Annotated in this window: 13 protein-coding genes; 8 read left to right on the forward strand and 5 right to left on the reverse strand. The window is 41.4% G+C overall.

Going from position 1 to position 12168, the window contains the following annotated elements; all coding sequences use genetic code 11:
* Positions 1 to 158: 158 nt before the first annotated feature.
* From ACFS6H_RS05325 to ACFS6H_RS05360, 8 genes are all read left to right on the forward strand, one after another.
* Positions 159 to 2081 (forward strand): tetratricopeptide repeat-containing sensor histidine kinase, encoded by a 1923-nt coding sequence (locus ACFS6H_RS05325; protein WP_386096008.1) that lies wholly within the window; start codon positions 159 to 161, stop codon positions 2079 to 2081.
* Positions 2081 to 2716, forward strand: coding sequence for a response regulator (locus ACFS6H_RS05330; protein ID WP_386096010.1), 636 nt, complete (start codon positions 2081 to 2083; stop codon positions 2714 to 2716). The genes ACFS6H_RS05325 and ACFS6H_RS05330 overlap by 1 nt, the downstream gene beginning before the upstream one ends.
* A gap of 282 nt (positions 2717 to 2998) precedes the next feature.
* Complete coding sequence (rplM, locus tag ACFS6H_RS05335; RefSeq protein WP_386096012.1) at positions 2999 to 3442, forward strand: 50S ribosomal protein L13; 444 nt, start codon at positions 2999 to 3001, stop codon at positions 3440 to 3442.
* A 43-nt stretch (positions 3443 to 3485) separates the two neighbouring features.
* Positions 3486 to 3875 carry a 30S ribosomal protein S9 gene (gene rpsI / locus ACFS6H_RS05340; RefSeq protein ID WP_386096014.1) on the forward strand — a complete coding sequence of 130 codons (390 nt, stop codon included), beginning with the start codon at positions 3486 to 3488 and terminating at the stop codon, positions 3873 to 3875.
* A 75-nt stretch (positions 3876 to 3950) separates the two neighbouring features.
* Positions 3951 to 4853 carry a 30S ribosomal protein S2 gene (gene rpsB, locus ACFS6H_RS05345; RefSeq protein WP_386096016.1) on the forward strand — a complete coding sequence of 301 codons (903 nt, stop codon included), beginning with the start codon at positions 3951 to 3953 and terminating at the stop codon, positions 4851 to 4853.
* 187 nt (positions 4854 to 5040) lie between these two features.
* A complete protein-coding gene (gene tsf / locus ACFS6H_RS05350; protein WP_386096018.1) occupies positions 5041 to 5880 on the forward strand; it encodes a translation elongation factor Ts in 840 nt (279 codons plus the stop codon).
* Positions 5881 to 6265: 385 nt separating this feature from the next.
* Positions 6266 to 6640, forward strand: a complete 375-nt coding sequence (locus tag ACFS6H_RS05355) for a hypothetical protein (RefSeq protein WP_386096020.1) — start codon at positions 6266 to 6268, stop codon at positions 6638 to 6640.
* 197 nt (positions 6641 to 6837) lie between these two features.
* Positions 6838 to 7581 (forward strand): MBL fold metallo-hydrolase, encoded by a 744-nt coding sequence (locus ACFS6H_RS05360; RefSeq protein ID WP_386096022.1) that lies wholly within the window; start codon positions 6838 to 6840, stop codon positions 7579 to 7581.
* A gap of 104 nt (positions 7582 to 7685) precedes the next feature.
* Here ACFS6H_RS05360 and ACFS6H_RS05365 read toward each other — a convergent pair whose 3' ends face one another.
* The 5 genes from ACFS6H_RS05365 to ACFS6H_RS05385 all read right to left on the reverse strand — a co-directional run bounded on the left by ACFS6H_RS05365 (position 7686) and on the right by ACFS6H_RS05385 (position 12126).
* The gene (locus ACFS6H_RS05365; protein WP_386096024.1) at positions 7686 to 8096 is read right to left on the reverse strand and encodes a hypothetical protein; all 411 of its coding nucleotides are present in this window, start codon (positions 8094 to 8096) and stop codon (positions 7686 to 7688) included.
* A 5-nt stretch (positions 8097 to 8101) separates the two neighbouring features.
* Complete coding sequence (locus ACFS6H_RS05370; RefSeq protein WP_386096026.1) at positions 8102 to 8794, reverse strand: hypothetical protein; 693 nt, start codon at positions 8792 to 8794, stop codon at positions 8102 to 8104.
* Between the two features lie 106 nt (positions 8795 to 8900).
* Positions 8901 to 9455: an RNA polymerase sigma factor gene (locus tag ACFS6H_RS05375; protein WP_386096028.1), complete on the reverse strand. Its 555-nt coding sequence runs from the start codon at positions 9453 to 9455 to the stop codon at positions 8901 to 8903.
* A 129-nt stretch (positions 9456 to 9584) separates the two neighbouring features.
* Positions 9585 to 10541, reverse strand: coding sequence for a transketolase family protein (locus ACFS6H_RS05380; RefSeq protein ID WP_386096030.1), 957 nt, complete (start codon positions 10539 to 10541; stop codon positions 9585 to 9587).
* 205 nt (positions 10542 to 10746) lie between these two features.
* Entirely contained in the window at positions 10747 to 12126 is a 1380-nt protein-coding gene (locus ACFS6H_RS05385; RefSeq protein WP_386096032.1) for a DUF5458 family protein, read from the reverse strand.
* Positions 12127 to 12168 lie beyond the last annotated feature (42 nt).

Genomic DNA, 12168 nt, shown 5'->3' on the forward strand with positions numbered 1-12168 from the left:
CCGTAACCATGGCATTAAAATTTATAGCACAAAACTATTTTACTCCTGCTTCAACATCAATACAGTTAAAACAGCATTTTTCCTACCCGGAAAGGGGTATTTTTAGGTGAACGGATATTTGCTACACAGATATTGATAAATTTTGCAAAAACAATTCCATGGAAATTAAAAGCCTGTTGTTCATTGTTTACATAGGTTTATTTACACAAAAAGCTATAGCACAAACACCTGCTATTGATAGTTTACAACAACTTGTTTCCCGGGAAAATAATCCTGAGAAAAAAGTCTTCCTTTTATATGAAATTGTTAATCTTCAATCGGAGCAGGATACAGGCATAGCCTATCATACTTTAAGAGCCGCAAGAACAATGGCTAAGGATACCCGGTATTTACAGGCTTTTGACCCTTTTTATGAAGCGCAGATCATCTGGATGAGCGATAGTGCGAAAACAAAACAACTGTACCAGCAAGCTATTGAATTATTGAAAGATTATAAGACGCCCAAAGCTTTACAAATTACTGCCAGGGCCTGGCATAACTATGGTATCTTTTTGCAGGTAAGCGGCCGTCAGGATGAATTTACCAATATACTGCTTAACAAAGTGATCCCGGCTTTCAAACAAATTGATGACAGGGTTAGTGTGGCCTCTGCTTATAACGCTGTTGGGACGGTTTATAGCAATAAAGAAGATTATCAAACAGCATTGACGTATTTTAAACAGGCCATAGAGTATGTACAGGGAAACGAAGCATCGATAAAAAGATCGATGGTATTGGCCGATGCCAATATTTCCAGCGCCCGGTGTGTGTTTTATTTAAATAAAGACCTGCCTGAAATGTATACATACCTGGAGCGGTCCAGGCCATATCTTGAACAGGTGGGTGACCCGGTTTATTATGCCGATTATTATGTGAACCTGGGCAGATATTATGAGGCACAGGCTAAGTATGAACAGGCGCTGAGCCAGTTTGATAAAGGGTTGGACTACGCTGAAAAAAGTCCTACAACTGTTATTTTTAAAGTGATGCTTACCTATGAAAAGGCCAATGTTTTAATGCAGTTAAAACAGTATAACGAGGCCAGGGCTATTTTAGATCATTTATTAGCAAAAAATGCGAGCGATTTTACGCTTGATAACCGGGCAAAGACGTTGCAGTTACGGGCAGAGATTGAAGCAGGCATGGGTAATTATGCTGCAGCTTACCAGTCGCTAAAATTAGGAGGCGAGATGTCGGACAGCCTTCATAAGCTACAGGAGAAAGCAAAAATCACTGAAATCAAACTAAAATATAATGATTCGGAACAGGAGAACAAGATTTTAAAATTAGAGAATGTTAACCGGAGGAATCATTTTTTTATGATGCTTATCGGCCTGTTCCTTTACCTGTCCGGGATTATATTTTATATTTTTCTCCGGCATCGCAAAAAAAGAAACTTGCAACAGTTAAAACTTTTAGCTTCTGAAAAAGAGATAGAAGTAAAAAATGCATTGATCTATGGTGAAGAGCAGGAACGTAAACGATTGGCCCGGGAGCTGCATGATGGACTGGGCGGTACTTTTGCCGGCATAAAACTCAAGCTGGAGATAGCAGTAAAGAAAATGGATATTCACGATATCAGTACCTGTGTGGGCTTACTCGATAACGCGATTAATGAATTTCGCCACACTACACACCGTTTAGTGCCCGAACATTTGCGGAATAAAGGCCTTGAAAATAATGTAAAGGATTTTTGTGACTCCTTCCGGGCTTCCGGTATAGAATTCCGTTTTTATTTCAAAGGGCTGAACCTATTGCACAGTGATGAGAAGGAACTGATTATCTTCAGGATCATACAGGAGCTGGTCACCAATGCCGTAAAACATTCAAAAGCGCAACATATTTTATTGAATTGTATACTGGAGAACAGGCTTTTACTATTAACGGTAGAAGATGATGGCATTGGTTTTGACCCCGTAATTGAAAAAAAGGGTATGGGACTGCAGAATATAAAAAGCCGTATCAACATGTTGAACGGTACTATGCATATTGATTCGGAAAAAGATAAAGGCACTGTTATTAATATTGAAATCGCATTATAATGGAAACAATAAAAATCCTGATCTGTGATGACCATCCGCTGATCAGTGAAGGCCTGGAAAAAATGATAGCCAATATTAACAATATGACTATAATCGGCACAGCGCCGGCGATAGTACCGTTAATGGACCTGTTAACGCAAAAACAGCCTGATATTATTTTGCTGGATATTAATTTACCGGATGGCAACGGGGCAGACGTATGCCTTACTATAAAAAAACAGTTTCCCCGGGTGAAAATACTGGTCATCAGTTCACACGGCGACAGGGGATCACTGGTTAAAATGATACGTAACGGTGCCTCGGGTTATTTGCTGAAAAGTGCTTCTGCCGGGGAAATTGAAAATGCCATCAACCTGGTATACCAGGGAGGCACTTATTACAGCGCGGAGATGCAGAAGTTAGTCACTTCGGTATTAAGTGATATTTTGCAAAATGAGCATCCTCCGGTAACCCGCCGCGAAAAGGAAATACTGGTTTGTCTTAAAGAGGGATTAAACTCCCAGCAGATCGCGGATAAATTATTCATCTCTCCGCTAACGGTGGAAACGCACCGGAAAAACCTCCTGGCTAAATTCAATGTGGGAAAAACCATCAATATGCTTGAAAAGGCCAGCGCTATGGGTTTAATTTCTTAATGATATGCTACTTATTTGGCCGGCATTGGTTTCACAAAAAGGCCGAAAGCGCCTGTTTTTTGCCTTTGGATATGAACCTACTAAAAAAATAAGATAAAATATTTATTGATTATCAATTTGTTGTAAAGGTGTCTTGAAAAATTAAGACTCAAAAAAGCCGGAATATGGCTAAAACTATTCTATCTTTGCAACCCCAAAATTAAACAATCATTTTTGGGAAACATCCGGGGGATAGCCCGGGGTTTATTTAATAACAGCGGTAAAACCGCAAAAAATTATTTCATGAGCAAATTACATTTCACAACAAAACATGCGAATGAGGCTACCGTGCAACGTAATTGGTATGTTGTTGACGGTACTAATCAAACCGTAGGTCGTATGTGCGCCAGGATCGCAGCCGTACTGCGTGGTAAAAACAAAGCCAGTTATACACCACACGTTGATACCGGTGACTACATCATCGTTATCAATGCCGAAAAGGTTGTATTAACAGGTAACAAATTAGAAGAAAAAATTTACGACCACTTTACCGGTTACCCAGGCGGCCGTAAAGAAGAAACTGCTAAAAACTTACAAAAACGTCGTCCCGAGGTTTTAATTGAAAGAGCAGTAAAAGGTATGTTACCTAAAAACCGTTTAGGTCGTAAAATGTACAAAAAATTATTTGTGTATGCCGGTGACCAACACCCTCACACTGCACAACAACCTAAAGAACTGAAGTTCTAATTGTACAAAACAAAAACTTTTAATTCCAAACAATTAATAATAAATGGAAAAGCAAACAAACGGAGTTGGTCGTCGTAAAGAGTCGGTTACCCGCGTTTTTATTTCTAAAGGAAGCGGTAACATTACTGTTAACGATAAAGACTACAAACAATATTTTCAACTGGTTTACTTACAAAACCAGGTTGAGCGTCCCTTAAAAACAATTGAAGCCGCTGATAAATTTGATGTGAAGATCAATGCTACTGGTGGTGGTGTAAAAGGACAGGCAGAAGCTGCTATGTTAGGTATTTCCCGTGTATTGGTAGAAATCAACCCTGAGTTCCGCCCTGCTTTAAAAGCTGCCGGTTTACTGAAACGTGACCCACGTTCTGTAGAGCGTAAGAAATTCGGTCACAAAAAAGCTCGTCGTAGCTACCAGTTCTCTAAACGTTAATCGTTGGTGGTTATTCCTTTACTGGTTAACCATACCATTAACATATAAATTAACTTATAACAGATAAGAAATAAAATGGAAAATAATACATCCTTACAACAGCAGCTTCTGGAAGCAGGTGTACACTTTGGTCACCTGAAAAAGAAGTGGAACCCCAAGATGTTACCTTACATCTTTGCCGAGAAAAAAGGTATCCACATCATTGACCTTAACAAAACCGTTGAGGCCTTACAGGAAACTGCAGCAGCTTTGAAACAAATTGCACGCAGCGGTAAAAAGATCCTGTTTGTAGGTACTAAAAAACAAGCTAAAGATATTGTTAGCGAGTGTGCACAACGCGTTAACATGCCTTTTGTTACCGAGCGCTGGTTAGGTGGTATGCTTACCAACTTTAACACAGTACGTAAGAGTGTTAAAAAAATGCAGAGCATTGAAAAAATGTTAGCTGACGGTTCTTTTGACAGCATTACCAAAAAAGAACGTTTAACACTGAGCCGTGATAAAGAAAAAATGGAAAAAGTATTAGGTGGTATTGCCCAGTTAGGCCGTGTACCTGCTGCTTTATTAATTATCGATATCGGGCACGAACATATTGCATTAGCCGAAGCTAAACGTTTAGGCATCACTACATTTGGTGTTGTAGATACCAACTGTGATCCTAATAAAGTTGACTTTGCGGTTCCTGCAAATGACGATGCTACCAAATCAATCGCTATCATCACCAACTACTTAACCGCTGCTATTGCTGAAGGTTTGTCTGAAAGACAAGCTGCAAAAGACGAGGATGTAGAAGATGCAGGTAACGACGACAACGAAAAGAAAGCAGCTAAATTATTAGCTGAAGCAGAAGCTGAAGGTGGCGGACGTGGTCGTGGTCGCAGCGCAAGCGGTAACAACGCTGGTGGTGCAGGCGGTGCCGGTCAAAGACGCAGACCTGCCGGTGGTGCCGGTGGCGGACAAAGAGGCGGCAGAAGATAATTACTGCGCCGTTCCTGGTTGACCAGCTTTGGTACCCTGATGGAGCCGCTGTTGCGACGCTCCGTTCATCGTCCCGGTCGCTGATCAGCTGAACTAAACAATTAATTAATTGTTATGTGTGCGTGGTTGTAAATGACAATAGCTGTTAACTTATAACTTAGTACCTATAACTTAAAACTTTATAAAAATGAGCTCTACTGTAACAATTAGCGCACAGGATATAAATAAATTACGTCAGGCTACCGGCGCCGGTATGATGGATTGCCGCAAAGCCTTAACCGAAACCAATGGCGACTTTGAAGCTGCTATTGACTGGTTACGTAAACAAGGTCAGAAAGTGGCTGCAAAACGCAGTGACCGTGAAGCAAAAGAAGGTGTAGTAATTGCACAAACAACTGCCGATAACACTAGCGGTATCGTAGTATGTGTAAGCTGCGAAACTGACTTCGTATCAAAAAATACCGACTTCGTTGCTTTTGTACAAAGCATTGCCGATGCCGCTATTGCCAACAACGTAAATACTGTTGATGAGCTGAATGCTGCTGAGATCAATGGTGCTAAAGTTGCCGACCTGGTAAACGATAAATTAACTTCTATCGGTGAAAAAATCGGTATCACTAAATTTGAAAGAGTAAATGCTCCTTATGTAGCTTCTTACATTCATGGCGCTTACCGTATTGGTGTATTGGTTGGCCTGGACAAAGCTGCTGCTGACGCAGGTAAAGACGTAGCCATGCAAATTGCTGCCCTGAATCCTGTAGCAGTTGATGCTGATAGTGTTCCTGCTGATGTAGTAGCACGTGAAAAAGCCATCATCGTTGACGTGATGAAAGAAGATCCTAAAATGGCTGGTAAACCAGAGGAAATGTTATCTAAAATTGCTGAAGGTAAATTAGGCGCGTTCTTTAAAGAACAAACTTTATTAGACCAGGCTTTTGTTAAAGATGCCGGCATTTCTGTAGGTGAATACCTGAAACAATCCGGTGGCCTGAAAGTTACCGAGTTTAAAAGAGTTGCTATCGGCTAATACAATAGCTGAATATATTACAAAGAAGCCCGCATTTGCGGGCTTCTTTGTTTACAGGCCTGTGACAGGAAAACAGGTATTGCTATGGCAGAAGGGATATTTCATGGCTTACCGGAAGCCGTGAAAATACAACTGCCTAATAAACAGGTAATAGCAAATTGGTATCGTAAATATACGATAGCCTGAGCCGGCTGAAAGCCTGTACAGTAAAGGTTTCTACGTAAAATATTTTAAAAATATCCGGTAAATTACTTGCAAAAATCAAAATCTGCTAGTAGGTTTGCATTGCATAAAACCACATAGATATAAGTAAAACTACGATGTTTTGTGCCTCTAAACCTATCCAATATTTCTATGGGCATTTTGAACTATCAATACCCAGGAAATGAAATTTTTAATTATTACTGCTTTTTTAATCGCAAGCAATGTCTTGTCTGCCAACAGCCATGCTGTTAGCCTGCCTGCTGCCAATATTCGTTTGAGTGCGGCTGTTACCATCAAAGATTTTACTGCCCAGGTTACAGGGAACAAAACAAAACTTCATTGGTCAGTTTTAAATAATAGCAATGCATCTTCTATTGAAGTAGAGTACAGTGCAGATGGAAAAACGTTTACCCAGGCCGGACTGGTTTGGTGCAGTGAGGAAAGTGCGACCGAAAATTATGGTCTTACTATCAATAATAAAAGTAACTATTATCGCTTAAAACTAACCTGTAAGGACGGTACCGTATTGTATGCCAATACGAATGCCGGTAAGTAATAACCGAATTAAACGCATGAACCCTGGACGGTTCATTAATCACTCATACACTTAAGAGCAAAGGCCCCTTGTCTAAGGGGCTTTTGTATTTTTATAGGGCAATGCTATACCCCCGTTAAGTAGCATTAAAATAGATTATTATCATCAATTCTGTTAGGATAACAGGGTGTGCGTCGGGCAATAGTTATCTTTGCATTATGCAAATCATTCCTTTATCAGAAGGCAGCTTTACTATAGATGCCACCAAAAAATTCATACCCTTTGATGCAGATGCCGATAACCTGCAGGAAAGGGCCACCGGCAGTTTGCTGGTAGAAGTACAACCCTTTGTTGTTAAAACCAGTAAGGATATTATACTACTGGATACCGGGCTTGGTTTTTTAAACAGCGATGGCAAAATGCAGCTGCATGCTAACCTGGAAGCAAATGGTATTTCACCGGATGATGTTACCAAAGTATTGATGAGTCATTTACATAAGGACCATGCCAGCGGTATTAGTTTACCCAATGACCATGGACAGCTTAGTTTTCCCAATGCCACTTATTATGTGCAGGAAAGAGAGATGGAATATGCATTGGAAAATGACGGCAAATCCTATATCAGCGAGGATTTTAAACTTTTGACTAATGTCAAAAACATAGTCTGGCTAAAATTTGACAGCGGTACCATTGATAACTATATTCGCTACGAAGTAACAGGGGCACATTCACCTTTCCACCAGGTGTTTTGGATAACAGAGAACGACCAAACCATATTCTTTGGCGCAGATGACGCTCCCCAGCTCCACCAGATGAAACACAAATTTGTAGCTAAGTATGATTACGATGGTAAGAAGGCCATGGAACTAAGAAAGACCTGGAAAGAAGAAGGAGAAGCTGCTGACTGGCACTTTCTTTTTTATCATGATGTAAAATATCCGACAATAGTGTTTAAACATTAAAAAAAAGGCCTGCCCTAAAAAGGGCCGGCCGTTGCTAACCTATGAAAAACACCAGTTCCAAAGGTAGAGAATTTTTTTATTACAACCGTAAAGAAAATGCAAGATTATATAGATTTTCTTCGTTTTTTTTGCTGGTTCTTGCGTTGTTGGAGTAGCTTTCTTACTTCGTTCCGGAAACGGGCTTCTTCCACAAAAACCCTGTTTGCCCGTACCTGACCCAGTACCGGGATCAGTTGGTTGCGGCAGTTTACCCTTACGGTAGCTTTTTGCTGTTGCCTTTCCAGCGGGTCGGAATACTCTATCTGCACCTTCCGCATGTCTATAATATATTGACTAACAATTGGTTCACTTTTTTTTGCCTCTTCCTCTGTCATCTGGAGGTTATTTTTTATAAACAGGAACATACCCTTGCCTACCCGGTCGTTTTGTAATGAGTCGGCAACCGGGGTTTGGGAAAAACAGGTAATGCTCATACAACATAACCAGCCTGTCATAATATAAAAAAAATACTTCATGCGTTTTAGTTAAGGGTGCTGTTCAGTTCTTCGTCAGCATCTTCATCAAAATCGGTTAAAAAACTGGCCAGTTCGGCCGTGGGCACTTCGTTCAGCAAACCGGCTACCAGGGCTTCTGTTTTTGCTCCCGTGGCAGCAGGGGGCAGGGTTGTTTTTTCATGCACTGTTTCATTGGCCAGGGTGGTTACCATCTGTTCCAGGTTTTGTTCGGGCACTGATTGCAGTGACCTGGATACCTGGGCATCAATGGAAGCGGTACCTTGCTCTGTGTTATTTAACGGGCCGGATGATGTAAAATATGCAATACTGCCCAGGGCTACCAGGCCTGTTACAGCCGCTGCCACAGCATATTTAAACCAGCTTTTTTTACGTGCCGGCAAGCTGATCACAGGCTTTTCTGTTGCCTTTATCCTTGTCATTATATTGCCGGCCAGGGAATCAAAATAGCCTGCAGGCACTTCCTGCTGAGTAGTTTGTAAGGGCTGATCAATACCCGGCTCCTTCTCCAGTTTTATAAGTACCTGACGTGATAACTGGTCAAAATAATCAACAGGCATTGTATAAGGAACCTGTTTTAATTCCGTACTGTTTAAGAACGCGGGCAGGGGCTCATCCGGGGCATGATCCGTAGCTTTTACCTGGTTAACAATAGTGCCGGGCAGTCCCGTAAAATAACCCTCAGGCACACTAAATGGCATGCCCAGCCCGGCTGTTAAATACGTACAGCCTAGTGTTTTTAATTCGTTTTGTATATTATTATCGGGCAACATTACTTATAAATAGACAGCTTTAGCTGGCAAGGGTTTAACTGTTTTTAATATAATCCTCAACCTTTCGGGCTGCATGATGATAACTGGCTTTTAAGGCCCCTTCGCTCGTTTCCAATACTTTGCTCATCTCTTCGTAAGGCATTTCATCATAATACCGGAGGTTAAAAACCAGACGTTGTTTCTCCGGCAGTTGTTGTATGGCAAGCTGTAACTTCCATTCCAGTTTGCCGGCGTCAAAATGTTCATCGGCACGTACCAGGTTTTCCAAACCACCTGTATCTTCTCCTAAACTCAGGGTGGCTTTTCTTTTTTTACTTTCTAAAAAAGTAAGGCTTTCGTTAGTGGCAATACGGTATAACCAGGTGTACAGCTGGCTGTCTTCCCTGAAGTTCTCCAGGTTGCGCCATACTTTTATAAAAACATTCTGTAATACATCATCCGTATCCTCGTGGGTAACCACCATGCGCCTGATATGCCAGTATAATTTTTCCTGGTATTTTTTTATAATAGCCGTAAAGGCTTTTTCCCTGGTTTCGGGTTCCCGGAATTGTGTTAATAGTTCGTTATCGTTAAGGCCGCTCAGCTGCATAAATTAATGGAGGGTACGTAAATAGTCTGTTAACGTTTAATCATATAAGACTGTATAAAATTTGATAAGTTTAATATAAACAAAAAAAGCGACACCACCTGGTATCGCTTTTTACTAAAACAGTTTTTATTATTTTCTTGCAATGGCTTTCTCGGCTGCAGCTACAATATCTGCTACATCCAGGCCATATTTTTTTAACAGTTCTACAGGTTTACCACTTTCACCAAAAGTATCTTTGGTGCCTACATATTCAATAGGTACAGGGTTATTTTTTGCCGCTACCTGAGCTACGGCATCACCTAAACCGCCAATAATATTATGCTCTTCGGCGGTAACGGCACATTTTGTTTTGCTGATCGATTTTATGATCGCTTCTTCGTCCAATGGCTTAATGGTATGAATATTATACAGGTCAACACTGATGCCTTTTTCCTGTAAAATAATACCAGCCTGGATGGCGTACCATACCATATGTCCGCAGGCAAAAATGCTTACATCGCTGCCTTCGGAAAATTGCTGGGCTTTACCAATTACAAAATCTTCTTCTTTGGTAAAAATAGGCCATACCGGGCGGCCGAAACGTAAGTAAACCGGTCCTTCATATTCAGCAATGGCCATAGTTGCTGCCTTTGTCTGGGCATAATCGCAGGGTACAATAACGGTCATACCGGGTAACATTTTCATTAACCCGATGTCCTCTAATATCTGGTGTGTGGCGCCATCTTCACCCAGGGTTAAACCGGCGTGGGAGGCACAGATCTTTACATTTTTATTACTGTAAGCAACCGACTGCCTGATCTGGTCATACACACGGCCGGTAGAGAAGTTGGCAAAGGTTGTTGTAAAGGGTATTTTACCACCAATGGTTAAACCGGCGCCCATACCTATCATATTGGCCTCGGCTATACCACACTGTATATAACGCTCAGGAAACTCTTTCATGAATTGTTGCAGCTTCATGGAGCCGGCAAGGTCTGCCGTAAGGGCTACTACATTTTCGTTTTTACGTGCAGCTTCTACAATGCCATCGCCAAAGCCACTGCGGGTGTCTTTATTTCCGGTTGGTTGAATATCTTTTAACGCCATTGCTTTTATTATTAAGGCAACAAAAGTAAGGTAAAATGGACTATAGCGTCAGATATTTTAGCAGATATAACAGGTGTTAGTTTTTATATACGTCATGTTAAAATAATATAAGGTTAAACGCAGCGTATCAACATATAATAATTACCGGAAAAGCAATAAAAAAGCCCCTCAGGAAAAGGGGCTTTTCATATGTCTTTGTTTTTTATTATTGCTGGTCATAACTGCTGTCCCAGTTGGTGCCGTCATCCCCTTTCTGACCATCCATTTTGATCATAAAGTTTTTAGCCGGGAAATAAGGCTTCATATGTATATCCAGGTGAATACGGTCTTTCTGGTTAGGATCCTGCTCAAAGCGGCGGATGGTAAAGTCCTCGATCAGTTTACCGGGGCCGGTAATACTATCCAGGAATTTAACGATCTGGCCTTGCAGGTCCTTACGGGTGCTGGCGTTAAAGTTTTCAAAAGCGCGACGGTTTAAGAAGTCCATTAAAACCTTGGTTACATAGTCAAACACACGTACTACCGAGTAGGTTTGTAAACCCAGGTTATCGCCGTTGAAAAGGGTTTTGGCTGAGAAGGCCATTACCTTACCATATTCTTTTACCATGGGTACCAGTCCCATTTTTTCCAGGTTGGCTATTTCACTTTTCTTCAGGTCAAATTTTACACCATCCACTTCATTAATGCTACCATGTTTTTTACCGGCCGCCACCTGGCTCATTAAGGTCTTATAAATACTGCCGGCCAATGCCCCGGAAGGCGGTACATACAGGTCTTCTTCTTCGCCCAGTTCGGCAAATTTGCCGCGGCCTACCAGCCAGTTACAGCTCATCATTACATTACTGCGGTATTTATCGCCGCCGGTGAGGTTGGCTATTTCAAACATCTCCATTACATCGTCGGGCGCATCTAAATGTTCAAAATCGGTTACCAGCATTACCTTGTTCTCATGCGCCATCTTAGCCCATTTTTCTACAACTTTATTGCTGCCCAGGTAACCGGGAACCACCAGTAAGCTATAGTTATTACGCAGGTCAAGACGGTCATAGTTTTGTTTTAACTCGGCACCGATATGATCGATAAAGCGGGTATTGTCCAGGTCCTTCAACTGGTCGGGTTCGCAGTTAATGAAGGATACGTTCTTTAGTTTATCGCTTTCGGTATTTTTAAAGAACAGGGCCACGTTACGGTAAGATCTTTCCAGGTTCCTGGTTTCTTCCACAGCCTTGGCCAGGTTTTTTTCCAATACGCTCTGGCATTGCTCGGCTTTTTGTTCAGCGGTATTCACCATGTCCGATATTTCGTTACTGCTTTCCAGTACTTCGGCCCAAAGCGATAAAGCTTTTTTCAAAGCCTCTCTTTCATCTTTTTTCTGCGACTCGGTTAAAAATATATTTCTGCGTGCTTTGCGCTCGGGGTTTAAGTTGGCTGAGCCTTCAATGGAAGATTCAATAAGATCAAAGCCACCGAATTTGGCCAGTTTTTCGGAACCAGATTTTAGTAACTCCAGGGGGTTATCTATCTTGGGGCGTTCCTGCACTCTTTCGGGTTGGCCGGCTGCCTGTTGCTGTAATTCTTCGCTCATATGGATAGTTTATAAGGTTTGTAAGTTTAAAGTAAATTTTAA

It is taken from the genome of Terrimonas rubra, assembly GCF_042686025.1.
GTDB lineage: Bacteria > Bacteroidota > Bacteroidia > Chitinophagales > Chitinophagaceae > Terrimonas > Terrimonas rubra.